This is a genomic window from Pseudomonas mandelii, assembly GCF_024138395.1.
Taxonomy (GTDB): domain Bacteria; phylum Pseudomonadota; class Gammaproteobacteria; order Pseudomonadales; family Pseudomonadaceae; genus Aquipseudomonas; species Aquipseudomonas mandelii_E.
The window spans coordinates 60,997-79,488 of record NZ_JAMYDU010000001.1; the positions used below are offsets into that span (position 1 = coordinate 60,997).

Consider the following 18,492-nt stretch of genomic DNA (forward strand, 5'->3'; position numbering starts at 1 on the left):
GGCGAACATCAATCCCTGTAGGAGCTGCCGAAGGCCGCGATCTTTTGATCTTCAAATAAGCCACCCCCCACCCAACGCCTTGTACAGCGCAATACTGGCCTGCAACCGCGACAATCTCAGCTGCACATTCATATCCTGGGCGGCATACAGCGCGCGCTGGGTTTGCAGCACCGTGAGCAAGTCTTCAGCGCCCGCCTGGTAGCGGCTCTGGGCGATGTCGAAAGCGGTCTGCGCCTGGCTCAGTTCTTCCCCTTGCCACTGACGTTGTTCGTCCAGCCCATGAATACTGTTGAGGGCTTTTTCCACATCGGCGAAGCCATTGATGATTGCCCCGCGATAGGTTTCCAGCAATTCCTGTTGGCGTGCCGTGGCTTTGTCGCGGGTGGCGCTGAGGCGACCATTGTTGAAGACCGGCGCTACCAGCCCCGAGGACAGGTTGTAAAAAGTCGTGCGCAACAGGTCCGAAGCCAGGTCGGCGCCGGTGCCCAGGCTGGCGGTGAGCGTCAGGGTGGGCAACATCGCCGCGCGGGCGACGGTCACATCCGCCTGGGCGGCGGCGAGTTTGGCTTCGGCGCTGGCGATGTCCGGACGACGACTCAACAGTTCACTGGGCACGCCGCTGGCAATCTGCGGCCAGTGCAATTGATCGAACGGTTGCTCCGTCAGCGTCAGTGCCTGCACCGGTTGGCCGAGCAGGGCGGCGAGGGTGATTCGCGCTTCCCGCGCCTGTTGCTGCACCAGCGGCAGTTTGCGTTGCTGTTCGGCCACCAGGCTTTTTTGCTGAGCCAGTTCCAGTGCGGTGGCGCTGCCGGCGTCGTAGCGGGTCTGCACTAATCGCAGCACGCTTTGGGCGTTGGCCAGGTTCAGCTCGGCGATCCGTTGCTGTTCACGCAACGACAAGGCCTGGGTGTAGCTGTTGGCCACGCCGCTTTGCAAGGTCAGCTCCACGGTGGCCCGATCGAACTCGCTGGCCTGCAAGCCGAGCAGGGCGCTGTCCCGGGCCGCCCGTTTGCTGCCCCAGAAATCGATTTCGTAACTGGCGCTCAGTTCCGCGTCGTAATAATTCAGCGAGCGATTATCGGGGCTGACGTCCAGTTGGCTGTAGCCCTTGCCATGCAGCAAGCGTTGGCGATTGGCGTTGAGGCCAGCCTTGAGTTCGGGCAGCAGCGGCGCACCGGCGATGATGGCGCTGGCCTGGGCCTGCTGAACCCGGGCGACAGCGGCGGCCAGGTCGTGACTGCCCACGCTAGCCTGTTCGATCAGGCGATTCAGTTGTGGGCTGCCGAACTGCATCCACCATTGCCGGTTGCTGTGTGCGGCGGCCGCGGTGTTCGGCGATTGCCAGGCGGCGGGTGGTTGCAGGCCGCTGTCGGGGCGCGGCGCAGGGTTGCTGCAGGCGGCCAGCAACAGGCTGGCGGCCAGAAGAGTCAGGGGCACTTTCATAGGTCGATCATTCACTGGTAAGGGCCGTGACCGGATCGAGCCGGGCAGCCTTGCGGGCAGGCATGAAGCCGAAGATGACGCCGGTGACCAGGGCGCAGCCGAAGGCGCCGAGCACGGCGAACAACTGGAACGCGACCGCGACATTGCTCAGCAGCAACACGCCACCGACCAGCAGCGCCAGGCCGATGCCGGCGACACCGCCGACCACCGAGAGCATCACCGCCTCTGTGAGAAACTGGCGCAAGATGTCGCGCTGACGGGCGCCGGTGGCCATGCGAATCCCGATTTCCCGGGTGCGTTCGCGCACCGTCATCAGCATGATGTTCATGACGCCGATGCCGCCGACCAGCAGCGAAATCGCCGCAATCGAACCGAGCATCAATGACAGCGTGCCCTGGGTGCGGGCCTCGGCCTGGATCATGGCGGCGTTGTTGGTCAGCTCGAAATCGCGCTTGCCCTTGTGCTCGCGCAGCATCGTTTGTTCGATCGCTTGCTCGGCTTCCTTGACCTTGCGCGCATCCTTGGCGGCGATCACCACGTACTCGGGGTTACGGCTGCCAAACAGACGCACGCTGGCGGCCGAGTAGGGCACGGCGATGCGGTTATCGCTATCAGAATCGCCGGAACTGGAACCTTTTTCGGCCAGCACGCCGAGCACCTGAAACGGCACGTTTTCGATCAGGATGTACTGGCCGATCGGGTCGGCCAGGTCTTTGAACAGCTTCTCCCGGACCTTGTGGCCGATCACCGCGACGGCGGCGGCACTGTCTTCATCGGCCTGGGTGAAATAGCTGCCCTGAACCACCGGCCAATTGAAGATGCTCGGGAAATTGGTGTCGTTGCCGCCCACATAGGCGGTGTGATCGGCGTTGCCGAAGCGCACGCCGGCAGTCGAGCCGTTGACCGGCATGATCCGCTGCACCTGAGGCAGGTTGGCGAGCGCGGCGACGTCGTCGAGGGTAATGATCCCGGGCGGCGTACGCGGATTGGGCGCGGCGCCGCTGAGGTAAATGATGTTGGAGCCGAAGGCGCCCATCTGCGCCATCACCTGTCGCTTGCTGCCTTCGCCCACCGCCAGCATCACCACCACCGACGCGACGCCAATGACAATCCCCAGTAGCGTCAGGGCGGTGCGGAAGCGATTGATCCACATCACGCGCCACGCCGCCTGAACCGCGTCCAGCAGTTCGCCTTTCCAGGCGCCATTGGGCTCGCTGCCGGCGCTCAAACGCTGGCGCAGGTCGACGGCTTGCAGCGCGCCGGGACGGGCCGTGCGCGGGGCGGCTAAGGGATTGGTGGCGGTGTCGCTGATGATCAGGCCGTCGCGGATTTCGATGACCCGGTTGGCGCGCTTAGCCACTTCGCGGTCGTGGGTGATCAGGATCACCACATGCCCCTGACTGGCCAGTTCATCGAGCAGGCTCATGACTTCGGCGCCGCTGTGGCTGTCGAGAGCGCCGGTGGGTTCGTCGGCGAGGATGATGTGGCCGCCATTCATCAAGGCGCGGGCGATCGATACCCGTTGCTGTTGACCGCCGGAGAGCTGATGTGGACGGTTGGCGGTGCGCGAGCCCAGGCCGAGGCGCTCGAGCAGGGCCGCCGCGCGGGCATGGCGTTCGTCTGCCGGGGTGCCGGCATAAATGGCTGGCATCTCGACGTTTTCCTGGGCCGATCCGGACGGGATCAGGTGGTAACCCTGAAACACGAAGCCGAAGGCCTCGCGCCGTAGCCACGCCAGTTCGTCACTGCCCAGGCCCGCGACGTTTTCTCCGGCGAACAGGTAGTCGCCGCTGGTGGGGCGGTCGAGGCAGCCGAGGATGTTCATCAGGGTCGATTTGCCGGACCCGGAGGCACCGACGATGGCAACAAATTCGCCGGCATGGATCGACAGGTCGATGCCGCGCAGCACTTCCACCACAGGGCTGTCGCCACCGCCGTAGGCTTTGCGGATCTGTCGAAGGTCAATCAGGGGCGTTTGCATTCAGCCTCCGCTGCCGGTGAGCGGAGTGCTCAGCACGTGATCGCCTTCCGCCAACCCGTCGAGAATCTGCGTGCGTAACCGGTCGCTGATCCCGGTGCGAACCTCGCGGCGCTGAACCTCGCCGTTGGCTGCCACCACTTGCGCCACTTGGCGATCCGCGGAGCCGTTTTGCAGGGCCGCGGTGGGCACTGTCAGCACGTTCTGCGCTTGCTGGGCGACGAAAAATACCTGGGCGGTCATGTCGGTCATCAAGGCGTTGTCGGCGTTGTCGACATCCAGCAGCACGGTGTAGAGCACTACTCGCTCGCTGCCGCTGCGACCGCTGGTGGGGCTGCCCTGCATCTGTTCGAGCGGGCGCGGCGGCACTGGCAAAATCTGCCGTACGGTGCTGCTCCAGCGCCGGTTGCCACCGCTGAGCGTGGTGAACCAGGCGGTCATGCCGGGTTTGACCTGGCCGATATCGGCCTCCGAAACTTCGGCCCAAACGGTCATCGGTGACAACCGGGCAATGCGCAATATCAGCGGCGTCTGTTGTTGCGCGTTGAGGGTCTGGCCTTCCCGGGCACCGACGGCGACCACCGTGCCGGACATTGGCGCGTAGATCCGTGTGTAACCCAGCTCCGCTTCGTCGCTGCGCAAACTGGCCTGGGCTTGACGAATCTGCGCCTGGAACATGTCGATGCGCGCCTGGGTCGCCCGCACTTCGGCGCGGGCGGTTTGCACATCTTCTTCGCGAGTGGCGCCGCCGGCCTTGAGGTGCTGCTGGCGCTGATACTTTTGTTGCGCCAAGTCGTGCTGGGCGCGCTGCTCTTGCAACTGGGCCTTGAGGTTGTCGATGGAAAAACGTCCAGCGTCGAGTTTGGCTTTCTGGGTCGAAGGATCGATCTCCACCAGCAATTGGCCTTCCTTGATCTGATCGCCGGCCTCGACATGAATCTTCTGGATCTGCCCGGACGCCTGGGCGCCGACGTCCACGTAGCGTCGCGGTTGCAGGGTGCCGAGGGCGGTCACGCTGTTTTCGATATCGGCGCGGGTCACGGCGGCGGTGGCCAGTTTCTCACGCCCCGGCGGAATCACTTGCCAGGCAGCCAGGGCCACGGCGGGGATCAGGCACAGAGCGACAAACAGGGCGCGTCGGGTGGGGCGGGGACGTTTCATGCGGGGTTCCAGCCGGTGAAAATCGGCCCGTCGCTCGGTAAGCGCGGCAATGATCCGCGCCGCTGAACGCTGTCGGTGGACCGACAGACACGGGAAGCTGTCCTGTAAACGAGAACCCCGAACGGGAATTTAAGTGTTGAGACATGGCGTTGCAGGTCGACAAATGAGGTTATTTCTCAGGTAAATGGATCCAGTGCTTTAAATCTATATGAGAATTACTATAAATTACGCCTCTTGCGCGCTGCCATCATCGTGCCGCCATCTCTTTTATGGCGCAGATCTGTCTCAAGGACTGGGAGTCATGTTGGAAAACTACTATCGCGAGCTGGTGTGTTTCCTGAACGCCAAGCTAGGCAACCGTCAGGTGGCCGAAGATGTGGTGCATGACGCTTATCTGCGGGTACTGGAGCGTTCGAGTGACACGCCGATCGAACAACCCCGGGCGTTTCTTTATCGCACCGCGCTCAACCTGGTGATTGACGATCACCGACGCAATGCCTTGCGGCAGGTCGAATCCCTGGATGTGCTCGACAGCGAAGAGCGCTACTTCACGCCATCCCCCCACAACAGCCTCGATCACGGTCAGCGCCTGGACATGCTCCAGCGCGCACTGGCGGAGTTGCCACGGTTGTGTCGCGAGAGTTTTCTTCTGCGCAAGATCGACGGCTTGTCGCACCCGGAAATCGCCGAGCACCTGGGGATTTCCCGGGCGCTGGTGGAAAAGCACATCGTCAATGCCATGAAGCATTGCCGGGTGCGCATGCGCCAGTGGGACGCTCCCTGATCGACGCCGTTTAATCAGGCCTCGTTAAATTTTTTTTCATTGTCCTCGTTCCTATTCAACAGACGATCTGCTGCCGCCAAAGGCCGGTCAGGTCACCCAGGCTTTATCCCCGCTGCTCCGGGGTTCATCCAGAGGACACTGGAAATGACACAGGCAATTGCATCGCCCATCGTTCACGACCTGATCGGCGTCGGTTTCGGCCCTTCGAACCTGGCTCTGGCCATCGCCCTGCAAGAGCGCGGGCCGAGCCAGGGTGAGCTGGATGTGCTGTTTCTCGACAAGCAAGCGGACTACCGCTGGCACGGCAATACCCTGGTCACCCAGAGCGAACTGCAGATTTCCTTTCTCAAGGACCTGGTGACGCTGCGCAACCCGACCAGCCCGTATTCCTTCGTCAATTACCTCAAGCACCATGGTCGTCTGGTGGACTTCATTAACCTCGGCACCTTCTATCCGTGCCGCATGGAGTACAACGACTACCTGCGCTGGGTCGCCGGGCAATTTACCGCGCAGAGCCGTTACGGCGAGGAAGTGTTGGCCATCGAGCCAGTGCTGCACCACCAGCAGGTCGAAGCGCTGCGGGTGATCTCGCGTGATGCGCAAGGTCAACAGCATGTACGCACCACCCGTTCGGTAGTGGTCAGCGCCGGCGGTACACCGCGCATTCCCGAAGCGTTCAAGGCGCTGAAGGAGGACGGCCGGGTATTCCACCACTCCCAGTACCTGGAGCGCATGGCCAGGCAGCCGTGCGTGAACAACCAACCGATGAGTATCGCGATCATCGGCGGCGGGCAGAGTGCGGCGGAAGCCTTCATCGACCTGAACGACAGCTTCCCATCGGTGCAGGTGGACATGATCTTGCGTGGCTCGGCTCTGAAACCGGCCGATGACAGCCCCTTCGTCAACGAAGTGTTCTCGCCGGAGTTCACCGACCTGGTGTTCCAGCAGGCCAGCAGCGAACGCGAGCGCCTGGTCAACGAGTACCACAACACCAACTATTCAGTGGTGGACATCGACCTGATCGAGCGCATCTACGGCATCTTCTACCGTCAGAAAGTCTCGGGCATTGCGCGCCATGCGTTCCATACCCTGACCACTATTGAAAAAGCCACCGCCACCGAGCGCGGTATCGAGCTGGCGATGCGCAACAACGCCACCGGTGAAGTCACCGTTCGTTGCTATGACGCCGTGGTGCTGGCCACCGGTTACGAACGTCAGATGCACCGCAAACTGCTGGCGCCATTGGAACAGTACCTGGGTGATTTCGAGGTCGACCGCCATTACAAACTGATCACCGACGAGCGCTGCAAGGCCGGCATCTACATGCAGGGCTTCTGCCAGGCCAGCCACGGCTTGAGCGACACCTTGCTGTCGATCCTGCCGATCCGTGCCGATGAAATTGCAGGCTCGCTGTATGAGCATGGCAAGTCGCTCGGGCAGGGCGGGTCGGTGATGGATTTGTTGTTGGCGACTGCCAGCTAAATCTTCTGCGCCTGCCAAGCCGCTATCGCGGGCAAGCCCGCTCCCACAGTTTGATCTTCAGTCACCAAATCTGTGTTCACTGAAGATCCCTGTGGGAGCGGGCTTGCCCGCGATGGGGCCCTCAAAAGCACCACAAATCCAGAATCCTGAACCCGCCTGAAGAATCCCGCGCTGCAACGGCGCAGCGAATCCCGACCCGTTCCCTGAGAGCCCTGTACTGAAGGGATAAGTGACACCATTTTTAGGAAACGTCCTACAGAACGCTTCCTCGGTCTTGCGTAGCCTTGCCGCCTCACTCATCAGTCATTGATTGACCTGGAGGCTCGCGATGATCAACAAAGCCTTACGTATCCTGATCGCCGACGAACAGCATTTCTACCGAATGAAAACCGAGCGGCTGTTCAACCAGCTCGGTTATTACCGGGTGGCGCCGGTACAAAGCCTTGCGGAGATGCTGACCTTGGTCGAATACGGCTGCGAGCCCTTTGATCTGGTCGTCATCAATGCCTCACTGGCGGGTGGGGCATTGGACCTGTCTGCGTTCTTCCTCGATAACCGCCAGGTTCGTCACGCCTTGATCTACGCTGCGGCGCCGCCTGATCTTGCGTCCATTCAACGGCTGATGACACTCATCGATCCGCCGGCGTGTGAAGCTGCACCCTCCTTGAATCAAGAGCGATATCGGCAACGGACCGGTTGATTTTCGGGACTACCGTTCGTCGGTACTATCAATTCTGTCAGGTACATTCTTTCTGCCTTCCATGCAAAAGTCTTAGCGCAGCCGTTGCGTCCGGTTCGTGGTTATCCGGCGTGTATTTGTGCGCAATCGTCAGGTCTTTGCACAGGGAGTTGTCATGAAGTCAGTGCTGATTGTGGACGATCATCCGGTGGTACGCGCCGCAGTCAAAATCGTATTGGAGAAGGAGGGTTTCAAACGGATTTATGAGGCTGCCAGTGTTGGCGAGGCCTTGTCGATACTTCGTGAGCATGCAGTTGATCTGGTAATACTGGATCTGGTCATGCCTGGCGGCGATGGGCTGGATGTGCTGGAACGGATCAAAACCAGTGATTGGTCGTGCCAGGTGCTGGTGTTCTCATCGCTGGATCCGCTGTTTTTTCAAGATCGGTGCATGCGCGCAGGGGCCATGGCGTATGTCGCCAAGACCAACGACCTGATTCAAATGCAAAAAGCCGTGCAAGCGGTCAGGACCGGTTACACCTATTTCGCACGGCTGCCTGCGGGTTCGCAGAACCCCCTGCAACGCAGCGAAAAACAGATGATCGACAAACTCTCCAACCGCGAACTGACCATCCTGCAATACCTGGCCCGGGGCATGACCAACAAGGCGATCGGCGAGCTTATGCACTTGAGCCACAAGACTGTCAGTACCTACAAGACTCGCTTGGTCGAAAAACTCGGAGTGAACGCGGCGGTGCACTTGCGCGACTTTGCCAAGCGCAATCATTTGATCTGAATGACCCCGATCATGCGCCTATTTCTGTCGGCCTTGGCACTGAGCCTTTTAACGCAGTTGCCTGCGGCGATGGCCGACGAGCCGCAGCGATTGCAACTGCTGGGTCGTTCCACGGTGGAGGGCTTTCAGGTCAAACTGGATGAAAAGGACTGGCAATGGCTAAGCGATAAACGGACCTTGCGCCTCGGGGTAACGGGGGCGGATTACCCGCCGTTCGAAGTGACGCGGCATCGCGATGTGCTGGAAGGCATCACGGCCGATTACGCCGGGCTGCTGGGGCAACTGCTGAACGTCAAAATCGACGTGCTGCGCTACACCACTCGTGAAGCCGCCATGGACGCCCTCAAACGCCATGAACTGGATCTGCTCGGAACATCGAACAACTTCGAGGCGGCCGACCCCGCGCTGACCCGGTCCCGAGCCTATGCCGAAGATCAGCCGATGCTGGTCACCCAACTGGACGAGCGAATCCCTGTCGACCTTGCCGGCCAACGCATCGCCATGGTCGATGACTATTTGCCGGCAGAGACCGTTGAAGCGTTTTATCCCGATGCAAGTTTACGGCTTTACCCCTCGGCCCTCGACGCGCTCGGGGCGGTGGCATTCGAGCAGGCCGACGTGTACTTGGGTGACTTCATCAGCGCCAATTACCTGATCAACAATAATTACCTCAACAATGTGCATCTGGCGGGGCCTTCCGGTCTGGATGCCAATCCGTTCGGCTTCGCTTTGGCGAAGGACAATCCGCGTCTCAAAGGCATCATCGACAAGGCTCTGGCGGCGATTCCGATGGACCAGCGCGCGGTCATCGAGGTGCGCTGGAGTGCCGGCAGGGCCAATACGGCAGGTCAACAACAGGTGCGTCTGAGTCCCAGTGAACAACGCTGGCTGGACCGGCATCCGACGGTCACTGTCGGCGCGATCGATAACTTTGCCCCGCTGACGTTTTACGATGCCCAAGGCCGGCTCAGCGGGTTGACGGCGCAGTTGCTGACGCTGATCAGCCAGCGCAGCGGTTTGACCTTTCAGGTGCAACGCGGCCGCTCCCTGGACCGGCAAATCGAGCAACTCCAGAGCGGTGAGATCGACCTGTTGCCTGTGGTCACCCCCAGTACCGAGCGTGAAGACTCATTGCTCTTTACCCGTGCCTACCTGAGCAATCCATTTGTGCTGATCAGTGCAACGACGACGGGCAGCCCCAGGACGCTGGACGATCTGACGGGTAAACGCCTGGCGATTTATCGGGGGCATCCGTTGTTCGGATATATGCAGACCCGGGCGCCGCAGGTCCGCCTGGTCGAGGTGCAAAGCCCGGCCGAGGGCATGGAATGGGTGATCAAGGGGCAGGCTGATGCGACGCTCAGTTCATTGATCGTCGCCCGTTACCTGATCGCTCGGCATTACCGTGATCGTCTGCGCGTCAGCAGCACCGTGGGTGATCAACCTGCCCGCATTGCCTTGGCCACGCATCGCGGCGCGCTGGAATTGCACTCGATTTTGAACAAGGCATTGCTGAGCATTTCGCCTCAGGAGATGGACGATCTGGTGGCGCGCTGGAGTCATGATGTGGTGTTGGATGACAGCTATTGGCTGCGTCACCGTAAGGGTATTTTTCAGGCCTTTGCCGTGGCTGGCGCCTTGCTGTTGCTCGCCTTGGGCTGGATCGCCTGGCAGCGCCGGCAGATCCGCCAACGTCAGCAGTGGTTGCAGCAGTTGCAGGATGCCAAGAACGAAGCGGAGGATGCCAACCGCGCCAAAACCACTTTTCTGGCAACCATGAGCCATGAGATCCGCACACCGATGAACGCCCTGATCGGCATGCTTGAGTTGGCGCTCAAACGTGCCGACGAGGGCGTCACCGATCGCTTTGCCATTGAGGTGGCGTCCGGTGCCGCACAACAATTGCTGGCACTGATCGGTGACATTCTGGACATCGCCCGTATCGAGTCGGGGCATTTATCCCTGACACCTGAGCGCGCCAATCTTCGGCGGCTGGTGGAATCGGTGTGTCGGGTTTTCGAAGGCCTTGCGCGGCAGAAAGAGCTGGCATGGCGAGTCGATCTGGATGAACACAGCGATTGCGACGTGTTGATCGATCCCACCCGATTCAAACAGGTGCTGTCCAATCTGCTGAGCAACGCCATCAAGTTTACCCGGGAGGGCGAGGTGAGCCTGACGCTACGGGTGACGCCCGTGACGCTGGAGCATCTGGCGGTCAGTGTGCGCATTGAAGACACCGGCATTGGCATCAGCGATGTCGACCAGCAACGGTTGTTCAGCCCGTTCGCCCAGGCCAGCAATAACCCGCAGTCAGCTCGCGGCGGTTCCGGGTTGGGCCTGGTGATCAGTCGCACCCTGTGCGAAATGATGGGCGGCCGGTTGCAACTCAACAGCGTCCCTGGACAAGGCACAAAGATTGATATCAACCTTGAACTGATTGCACTGCAACCATTGCCTTCCATTGAGGCAGTGGATAGCGGGTTCCAGGTGCCGACGCGGCCACTGACGATTCTGGTGGTCGACGATCACCCGGCTAATCGACTGTTGCTTTCACGGCAACTGAGCCACTTGGGTCATCGTGTCCAGGAGGCCGAAGAAGGCGAGCAGGGGCTTGAGTTGTGGCGCGAACATGAGTTCGATCTGGTGGTTACCGACTGCAATATGCCCAAGCTCAGTGGTTATGAACTGGCGGGTGCAATCCGCGATGAAGAGCGCGCCCAGGGATTACCGTCGACGCTGATTCTGGGCTTTACCGCCAATGCACAGCCCGAGGAAAAAGTCCGCTGCCTGGAGGCAGGTATGGACGACTGTCTGTTCAAACCCATCTTGCTGGCGGATTTGAGTGCATGGCTGGCCGCAAGGTTTGCAAGCGAAGCGCCAGCGACTATTGAAGAACAATCCTCGCCCGAAATGGACTTGAGTGGTCTGGAGCAATACGTCGGTGCGGACCGCACACTGCTTGATCACCTGGTGCGCGAACTGGCGGTGACTAATCGCAGTGATCGGACCCATCTGCTCCAGGCGCACGCCAGTGGAAATCGCCCAGGTCTGCAAGACCTGGCGCACCGCATCAAGGGCAGTGCGCGCATGGTCCGGGCGGTGCGCTTGATCGAGCGATGCGAACAACTGGAGCGTGTCATCGATGAGGGGAACACGGCGCTGCTCGACGAAGCCGTCGAGCGGTTGCAGCAAGCCATGTCATCGCTGGACAAACACTTGAACCAAGGCTGAAGTTCAATCCCACTGCGGCGCAATGCCTTTGGGGCTGGTCAGCCGCTGACCGCGATCCAGGCCTGCGATCAGCGCCATGTCGGCGTCGCTCAAGGTCAGGGTGCAGGCCAGCAGATTGCTTTGCAGGTTGACGCGTTTGGTGGAGGAAGGAATCACCGCGTACCCCAGCTGCATGGCCCACGCCAGCGTGACCTGGGCCGGTGTCGCCTGAAGGCGATCGGCGATCTGCTGGATGAGCGGATCCTTCAGCACTTCGCCGTAGGCCAGAGTCATGTAAGAGGTGATCTGGATGCCTTGGCTTTGGGCGAATTCGACAACCTTGCGGTTTTGCAGGTACGGGTGCAGCTCGATCTGGTGGGTGGCGATGTTCTCGGCACCGATGGCGGCAATGGCCTGTTGCATCAGGTCGACCGTGAAGTTGGATACGCCGATCTGGCGGGTCAGGCCCAGTTGTTTGGCTTCGAGCAATGCACCCATGAATTCTTCGACCGGCACCTGATCTTCCGGCGATGGCCAGTGGATCAGCGTCAGGTCCAGGTAATTGGTTTGCAGTTTGTTCAGGCTCTCTTTGAGGCTGTCGATCAAGCGGTCTTTGGCAAAGTTGGCGACCCAGATTTTGCTGGTGATGAACAGTTCTTCACGAGCAATGCCGCTGGCAGCGATGGCCTGGCCGACCTCGGCTTCGTTTTCGTAGATTTGCGCGGTATCGATGACCCGGTAGCCCAGCTCAAGACCGGTGCTCACCGAATCGATGACCACCTGGCCTTGCAGGCGAAACGTACCAAGACCGAATGCGGGGATAGACATCAATGACTCCAGGGGTTGCAGTAGGAATGAGCGGGAGTATCCCCGGCTCTACCCTTGAGAAAAACCGCTGGATCGGCAAAGCACTGTTTACCGTAAGTCATGAATGGGAAGTTTCAGTGGCATTGATGGTGTTTGGTCTGACGCCTTCGCGAGCAAGCCCGCTCCCGCATTGAATCGATGGTGTACGCAGCTCTCCAATGTGGGAGCGGGCTTGCTCGCGAAGGGCGCGACGCGGTGTCGGAATCTAACCCCGCCTAAGCAATATCGCTATGACTGAATTCCTCACCCAGAAAGTCGATCAAGGTCCGCACCGACGGCAACAATCCGCGTCGTGACGGGAAGATCGCATGCACGATCCCACACTTGGGCGTCCAGCCCGGCACCAGTTCTACCAGTCGGCCGGCGGAAATCTCATCACGTACCACCACACTCGGCAGGTGGGCAATGCCAATCCCGGCGAGCACCGCGTGACGCAAGGCCAGCAAGTCGTCGGTGACCATCCGCGGGGTATGACGAATCAGCGCGCTGGCACCGTCGGCACCGAACAATTCCCACTGATATTCCCGCTGCGCGCCACCCCAATGCACGCTCGGCAGGCCACTGAGGTCAGCCGGCGTGGCCGGTGACGACAAGCGCTGCGCAAACGCCGGACTCCCCACCAGACACTGGGTGCTGTTGCCCAGCACTTTCATCACCATGTCAGTGTTTTCCAGCGGCGGAAAGCGCACGCGCAGAGCGATATCGAACCCTTCGTGGATCAGATCGACCCGGCGGTTGGTGCTTTCGATAAACAACTCCACCAACGGGTATTTGAGCATGTAGCGGGTCAGCATCGGCCCACCCAGGAATTCAGCAGCGCTGTCGGGCAACTGATGCGCACCAGACCTTGGGGTTCGGAGCGATTGCGTTCGATTAGCTCGGCGGCGCTTTCGGCTTCCACCCGCATGGCCAGGCAACGCTGGTAATACGCCTGGCCGATTTCGGTCAGCGAGCAATGCCGACTGGTGCGGTGCAGCAGGCGCACGCCGAGGCGCTCTTCGAGTTCGGCGATGCGTCGGCTGAGCTTGGACTTGGGCATGTCCAGCGCGCGCCCGGCCGGGGCGAAACCGTGGTGCTCCACCACTTGGGTGAAGTAGTACAGGGTGTTGAGGTCTTCCACCATCGTTCTCCAAATAGAACGCTAAGGCTGATTTTTGCAGTCTAGCGCAGCAAAGGCGTCGGTTTTAAGCTTTGTCCATCGCGTCACACAACAGATTTGGAGGGACAAGATGAAAAACATCATCGGTATCTACACCAGCCCACGATCTCACTGGGTCGGCGACGGTTTTCCGGTTCGCACGCTGTTTTCCTACGACAACCTGGGCAAACACATCAGCCCGTTTCTGCTACTGGATCACGCCGGTCCCGCCGAATTCACCCCGACCACCGAGCGTCGTGGCGTTGGTCAGCATCCGCACCGCGGTTTCGAAACCGTGACTATCGTTTACAAGGGCGAAGTGGAACACCGCGACTCCACCGGCAGCGGCGGCAAGATCGGCCCCGGCGACGTGCAATGGATGACCGCGGCCTCGGGGATTCTTCATGAAGAGTTCCACTCCGAAAGTTTCGCCAAGAGCGGCGGCACCCTGGAAATGGTGCAGCTGTGGGTCAATCTGCCGGCCAGGGACAAGATGGCCGAGCCCGGTTACCAGACGATTCTCGACGGTGACATCCCGAACATCCCGCTCAAGAACAACACTGGCAGCCTGCGCTTGATCGCCGGTGAGTTCGACGGCCACAAAGGCCCGGCGCGGACTTTCACGCCGATCGACGTATGGGACGTTCGTTTGAGCGCCGGCAAATTGCTGACCCTGGATCTGCACGAAGGTCGCAACACGGCACTGGTGGTGCTGCGCGGCACGGTTCAGGTCAACGGTCTGGAATGGGTTCGAGAAGGGCAGTTGGCGCTGTTCGAGCGCGACGGTGATCAGCTCAGTCTGGAAACCAATAACGACGCCGTGGTGCTGCTGCTCAGTGGCGAGCCGATCGACGAGCCCATCGTCGGCCATGGCCCGTTCGTGATGAACAGCGAGCAGGAGATTCACCAGGCCTTTGCCGACTTCCAGTCGGGCCAGTTCGGCCGGATGCCCGGTTAACCCGTACAGATTCAACAACCCGCTCTACACAGGATGCGTAGGCCGGTTCCCGGGCCAGGGATGGCTGCTGCCTGAAAGAAAGAGGAAACGCACATGACTACCATCAACGCGGCCAACTTCAATGGCCTGAAACCGATCATCGACCCCAATGACACTGCGATGCTGTTGATCGACCACCAGAGCGGACTGTTCCAGATCGTCAAAGATATGGACGTGCCACAACTGCGCGCCAACGCCATTGCCCTGGCCAAAGCCGCGACCCTGCTGAAGATGCCGGTGATCACCACCGCCTCCGTACCGCAAGGACCGAACGGGCCGTTGATTCCGGAGATACACCAGGAAGCACCGCACGCCCAATACGTGGCACGCAAAGGTGAAATCAACGCTTGGGACAATCCAGAGTTTCACGCGGCAGTGAAAGCCACCGGCAAGAAAACCCTGGTGATCGCCGGCACCCTGACCAGCGTTTGCCTGGCTTTCCCGTCCATCGCGGCGGTGCATGAAGGCTACAAAGTGTTTGCGGTGGTCGACGCCTCCGGCAACCACTCGAAACTGGCCACTGATCTGACAGTTGCCCGTTTGGCACAAGCCGGGGTGGTGCCGATCGACATCATGGCTACGCTCTCTGAGCTGCAAGGCTCGTGGAACCGTCCGGATGCCGAACAGTGGGCCGCTGTCTACGCCCAGGCCATGCCGCATTATCAATTGCTGATCGAGAGTTACCTCAAGGCTCAGCAAGTGGCGAACGAACACGAAGAGCTGGATTCCCAGCGCTAACCGGGTACCCCACGCCGACCTCCACTCGGCATCGATAACACGCGAGGACTACTGCAATGACTACTTCCTACAAACGTCTCGACAAGGATAACGCCGCCGTTCTGCTGGTGGATCATCAGGCGGGTTTGCTTTCTCTGGTGCGCGACATCGATCCGGACCGTTTCAAGAATAACGTGCTGGCCCTGGCCGACCTGGCCAAGTACTTCAAGCTGCCAACGATTCTGACCACCAGTTTCGAAACCGGCCCCAATGGCCCGCTGGTGCCGGAACTCAAGGCACTGTTCCCGGACGCGCCGTACATTGCTCGCCCTGGCCAGATCAATGCCTGGGACAACGAAGACTTCGTCAAGGCGATCAAGGCCACCGGCAAGAAACAACTGATCATTGCGGGTGTGGTAACCGAAGTCTGCGTGGCATTCCCGGCGCTGTCGGCCCTGGCCGAAGGTTTTGAGGTGTTCGTGGTGACCGATGCTTCCGGCACGTTCAACGAACTGACCCGTCAATCGGCGTGGGATCGCATGTCGTCCTCTGGCGCCCAACTGATGACCTGGTTCGGCCTGGCCTGTGAACTGCATCGCGACTGGCGCAACGACGTGGAAGGTCTGGCGACCTTGTTCTCTAACCATATCCCGGACTACCGCAACCTGATGACTAGCTACAACACACTGACTAACGCCAAGTAATCCCTGACAACACACAACCCTGTGGGAGCGGGCTTGCCCGCGATAGCGATCGATCAGTCAACATCACATTGACTGATCAATTGCCATCGCGGGCAAGCCCGCTCCCACAGTGTTTTGTGTTGTTCTGAACACATCAAATCCTCCTACACTGTGCCCATCCGTACTATTGCTGGAGTCGCTTAATGCTGTCACTGATTACCGATCACCCGTTGCTCAGCGCGTTGATCCTGATCCTGATCGATCTGGTTTTGTGGCGCCTGATCACCGCCAGCGGCAGCAATTGGAAGCTGGCGGTGCGGCTGGTGGTTTTTTCGCTGTTCAGCGTGCTGCTGTTCAATGAAGGCTTGAACCCCATGGCGCCGGCGCCTTGGGTCGACAATGTGCCGTTGCACCTGGCGGCGACCGGTTTGCAGATCAGCTGGTGGCTGTATGCAGCGCGCACCCTGACGGTGTTGATCGGCGCGGTGATGATGCAACGGGTGGGGCATACCGGGCGTTTGCTGCAGGACTTGCTCGGCGCGGTGATTTTCCTGATCGCGGTCATCGCCGCCCTGGCATACGTGCTCGAATTGCCGGTCAAGGGCGTGCTGGCAACGTCCGGTGCGTTGGCGATCATCGTTGGCCTGGCCTTGCAAAGTACCCTCAGCGACGTGTTCTCCGGTATCGTCCTGAACACCACCAAACCCTATCAACTGGATGACTGGATCTCCATCGACGGCACCGAAGGCCGGGTCACCGACATCGACTGGCGCGCCACGCGCCTGCAAACCGCGCAAGGCAGCATGGCGGTGATTCCCAACTCGTTGGCGGCCAAGGCCAAGATCATCAACTTCAGCCGACCCAGTGACATTTTTGGGGTATCGATCAGCTTGCAAGTCAGCCCCCACGCGCGTCCGCAAACGGTGATCGATGCACTGGAGCGGGCCATGCAGGGCTGCCGCTTTCTGTTGAACAAACCGGCGCCGAGTGTGTCGTTGAAAAGCTCCGGCAGCGCTGGCGTGGAGTACGAAATCAGCGGTTTCGTGGTCTCCATGGATCAGAAGCGCATGGTGCGTAATCAGTTGTTCGACCTGGCATTCCGGCATTTGCAGGCATCCGGTGTCAGCCTGTTATCGAGCGTCGAGCCTAACGCGCCTGCTGCGCTGTCACGGCCGCGGGCGCTGTTGGATAGCTCGAGCATCTTCTCGACCCTGCGTCAGGAAGAGAAAGAAACCTTCAGCCAGAACATGAAGCTGCAAACCTTCCGCGCCGGTGAAATGATCCTGCCGGCGGGGGAGGTCAGCGATCACCTGTTCATCATCGAATCCGGCGTGGTGTCAGTCGCTCTGAGCCGTGGTGGCAAAAAGTTCGAGGCCGGGCGCATGGGGCCGGGTGAGGTGATTGGCGAGGCCGGGATTCTGTCCGATGAATCGGCGCTCGCCGACTTTTCGGCCAAGACCTTTTGCACGCTCTACCGCATCGAGAAGGAATACCTCAAACCGTGCCTGGATGCTCGCCATGACATCAGCGAAGCGATGAAGGCCTTGCTGGATTTCCGTGTGCATACGGCTCAAACGCTGATTCAGGAAACACCCAAGGTGGTGGAGAAGAAGGGGTTTTTGCAATGGTTGCGCAGTCGTAGCGGCTGATTTTTTGGTTGCCTGTACCGGCCTCTTCGCGAGCAAGCCCGCTCCCACATTAGATCTTCAGTGAACACAGGTTTTGTGTCTCGCGAAGATCAAATGTGGGAGCGAGCCTGCTCGCGAAAGGGCCGGTACAGTCACTGAAAATCTTCTGATCCATTGGCATCCTCAACTTCCCAATAATTGGCTATTTGTTCAACTCCACGTCGGCATTAACGTAGCGCCAACCCCACCTGTGACTGGAGCCCCACCATGCAACCTCGTATCGATTTCTACACCGCTTCCCCAGACGCCCTCAAAGCCATGATGGCCCTGGAAACTGCCGTCTCGAAGCTGCCGCTGGAAAAGTCGCTGATCGAGCTGGTCAAGCTGCGCGCTTCGCAGATCAATGGCTGTGCGTTTTGCATCGACATGCACACCGCTGATGCCATCAAGGACGGGGAAACTCCACGTCGGCTGTTCGCCGTGACGGCTTGGCGCGAGGCGCCGTTTTTCACCGATCGTGAGCGCGCGGCGCTGGCCTGGACCGAGTCCTTGACCCAACTGAGCCAGACCCACGCGCCGGATGAAGACTACTCACTGCTCAGCGCCGAGTTCAGCCCCAAGGAAATGGTCGACCTGACCGTGGCGATTACCACCATCAATAGCTGGAACCGCCTGGCCGTGGGTTTCCGCAAAATGCCTCAGGCGTAACATCTGGCTCTAATGCCAGTCAGTCAAGACGCAGATCAACCTGTGGGAGCGGGCTTGCTCGCGAAAGCGGCGGAACAGTCAGCATTGATGTTGCCTGACACACCGCTTTCGCGAGCAAGCCCGCACCACCTGGATTGCGCGTTATTGAGTCGCTGTTAATCAGCGAATCATCCTACGGCCATTTCCACCTTTCCCGACTTCTTTCCTGATCGATCCCCCGC

General features: G+C 60.1%; 14 protein-coding genes and 1 pseudogene. 10 read left to right on the top strand and 5 right to left on the bottom strand.

The genetic code is table 11. The features are described 5' to 3' along the window. Positions 1 to 51 precede the first annotated feature (51 nt). Genes NHU87_RS00185 through NHU87_RS00195 form a run of 3 tightly spaced genes read right to left on the bottom strand, consistent with a single transcriptional unit; the run spans position 52 to position 4,582 of the window. Positions 52 to 1,443 carry an efflux transporter outer membrane subunit gene (locus NHU87_RS00185; protein ID WP_253544728.1) on the bottom strand — a complete coding sequence of 464 codons (1,392 nt, stop codon included), beginning with the start codon at positions 1,441 to 1,443 and terminating at the stop codon, positions 52 to 54. 7 nt (positions 1,444 to 1,450) lie between these two features. Beyond that, complete coding sequence (locus NHU87_RS00190; protein ID WP_253544729.1) at positions 1,451 to 3,424, bottom strand: MacB family efflux pump subunit; 1,974 nt, start codon at positions 3,422 to 3,424, stop codon at positions 1,451 to 1,453. After that, entirely contained in the window at positions 3,425 to 4,582 is a 1,158-nt protein-coding gene (locus tag NHU87_RS00195) for an efflux RND transporter periplasmic adaptor subunit (RefSeq protein WP_253544730.1), read from the bottom strand. 301 nt (positions 4,583 to 4,883) lie between these two features. Here NHU87_RS00195 and NHU87_RS00200 point away from each other — a divergent pair, with 301 nt between their 5' ends. The 5 genes from NHU87_RS00200 (at position 4,884) to NHU87_RS00220 (ending at position 11,554) form a co-directional block, all read left to right on the top strand. Then, entirely contained in the window at positions 4,884 to 5,366 is a 483-nt protein-coding gene (locus NHU87_RS00200; RefSeq protein WP_301271308.1) for a sigma-70 family RNA polymerase sigma factor, read from the top strand. A 144-nt stretch (positions 5,367 to 5,510) separates the two neighbouring features. Beyond that, the gene (locus tag NHU87_RS00205; protein ID WP_253544731.1) at positions 5,511 to 6,848 is read left to right on the top strand and encodes a lysine N(6)-hydroxylase/L-ornithine N(5)-oxygenase family protein; all 1,338 of its coding nucleotides are present in this window, start codon (positions 5,511 to 5,513) and stop codon (positions 6,846 to 6,848) included. Positions 6,849 to 7,176: 328 nt separating this feature from the next. Further along, complete coding sequence (locus tag NHU87_RS00210; RefSeq protein ID WP_253544732.1) at positions 7,177 to 7,548, top strand: response regulator; 372 nt, start codon at positions 7,177 to 7,179, stop codon at positions 7,546 to 7,548. A gap of 154 nt (positions 7,549 to 7,702) precedes the next feature. Further along, the gene (locus tag NHU87_RS00215; protein ID WP_253544733.1) at positions 7,703 to 8,323 is read left to right on the top strand and encodes a response regulator transcription factor; all 621 of its coding nucleotides are present in this window, start codon (positions 7,703 to 7,705) and stop codon (positions 8,321 to 8,323) included. 12 nt (positions 8,324 to 8,335) lie between these two features. Next, entirely contained in the window at positions 8,336 to 11,554 is a 3,219-nt protein-coding gene (locus NHU87_RS00220; RefSeq protein ID WP_253544734.1) for a transporter substrate-binding domain-containing protein, read from the top strand. Between the two features lie 3 nt (positions 11,555 to 11,557). Here NHU87_RS00220 and dkgB read toward each other — a convergent pair whose 3' ends face one another. Further along, complete coding sequence (gene dkgB, locus NHU87_RS00225) at positions 11,558 to 12,361, bottom strand: 2,5-didehydrogluconate reductase DkgB (RefSeq protein WP_253544735.1); 804 nt, start codon at positions 12,359 to 12,361, stop codon at positions 11,558 to 11,560. Between the two features lie 254 nt (positions 12,362 to 12,615). Continuing rightward, positions 12,616 to 13,523: pseudogene (locus NHU87_RS00230) on the bottom strand (LysR substrate-binding domain-containing protein). A gap of 106 nt (positions 13,524 to 13,629) precedes the next feature. Between NHU87_RS00230 and NHU87_RS00235 the strand changes: the two are divergent. From NHU87_RS00235 to NHU87_RS00255, 5 genes are all read left to right on the top strand, one after another. Next, positions 13,630 to 14,496, top strand: a complete 867-nt coding sequence (locus NHU87_RS00235; protein ID WP_253544736.1) for a pirin family protein — start codon at positions 13,630 to 13,632, stop codon at positions 14,494 to 14,496. A gap of 93 nt (positions 14,497 to 14,589) precedes the next feature. Further along, positions 14,590 to 15,273, top strand: a complete 684-nt coding sequence (locus NHU87_RS00240; protein ID WP_253544737.1) for an isochorismatase family protein — start codon at positions 14,590 to 14,592, stop codon at positions 15,271 to 15,273. Between the two features lie 56 nt (positions 15,274 to 15,329). Beyond that, positions 15,330 to 15,956, top strand: coding sequence for an isochorismate family cysteine hydrolase YcaC (ycaC, locus tag NHU87_RS00245; RefSeq protein ID WP_052963111.1), 627 nt, complete (start codon positions 15,330 to 15,332; stop codon positions 15,954 to 15,956). 182 nt (positions 15,957 to 16,138) lie between these two features. After that, complete coding sequence (locus NHU87_RS00250; RefSeq protein WP_253544738.1) at positions 16,139 to 17,584, top strand: mechanosensitive ion channel family protein; 1,446 nt, start codon at positions 16,139 to 16,141, stop codon at positions 17,582 to 17,584. A 246-nt stretch (positions 17,585 to 17,830) separates the two neighbouring features. Then, positions 17,831 to 18,271, top strand: coding sequence for a carboxymuconolactone decarboxylase family protein (locus tag NHU87_RS00255; protein WP_253544739.1), 441 nt, complete (start codon positions 17,831 to 17,833; stop codon positions 18,269 to 18,271). Positions 18,272 to 18,492: the final 221 nt, after the last annotated feature.

Coding starts and splice junctions, on each gene's coding strand:
- NHU87_RS00195 (WP_253544730.1), bottom strand. CDS start 4,582: ATGAAACGTCCCCGCCCCACCCGACGCGCCCTGTTTGTCGCTCTGTGC.
- NHU87_RS00190 (WP_253544729.1), bottom strand. CDS start 3,424: ATGCAAACGCCCCTGATTGACCTTCGACAGATCCGCAAAGCCTACGGC.
- NHU87_RS00205 (WP_253544731.1), top strand. CDS start 5,511: ATGACACAGGCAATTGCATCGCCCATCGTTCACGACCTGATCGGCGTC.
- NHU87_RS00200 (WP_301271308.1), top strand. CDS start 4,884: ATGTTGGAAAACTACTATCGCGAGCTGGTGTGTTTCCTGAACGCCAAG.
- NHU87_RS00250 (WP_253544738.1), top strand. CDS start 16,139: ATGCTGTCACTGATTACCGATCACCCGTTGCTCAGCGCGTTGATCCTG.
- NHU87_RS00235 (WP_253544736.1), top strand. CDS start 13,630: ATGAAAAACATCATCGGTATCTACACCAGCCCACGATCTCACTGGGTC.
- NHU87_RS00255 (WP_253544739.1), top strand. CDS start 17,831: ATGCAACCTCGTATCGATTTCTACACCGCTTCCCCAGACGCCCTCAAA.
- NHU87_RS00210 (WP_253544732.1), top strand. CDS start 7,177: ATGATCAACAAAGCCTTACGTATCCTGATCGCCGACGAACAGCATTTC.
- ycaC (WP_052963111.1), top strand. CDS start 15,330: ATGACTACTTCCTACAAACGTCTCGACAAGGATAACGCCGCCGTTCTG.
- NHU87_RS00185 (WP_253544728.1), bottom strand. CDS start 1,443: ATGAAAGTGCCCCTGACTCTTCTGGCCGCCAGCCTGTTGCTGGCCGCC.
- NHU87_RS00220 (WP_253544734.1), top strand. CDS start 8,336: ATGCGCCTATTTCTGTCGGCCTTGGCACTGAGCCTTTTAACGCAGTTG.
- NHU87_RS00215 (WP_253544733.1), top strand. CDS start 7,703: ATGAAGTCAGTGCTGATTGTGGACGATCATCCGGTGGTACGCGCCGCA.
- NHU87_RS00240 (WP_253544737.1), top strand. CDS start 14,590: ATGACTACCATCAACGCGGCCAACTTCAATGGCCTGAAACCGATCATC.
- dkgB (WP_253544735.1), bottom strand. CDS start 12,361: ATGTCTATCCCCGCATTCGGTCTTGGTACGTTTCGCCTGCAAGGCCAG.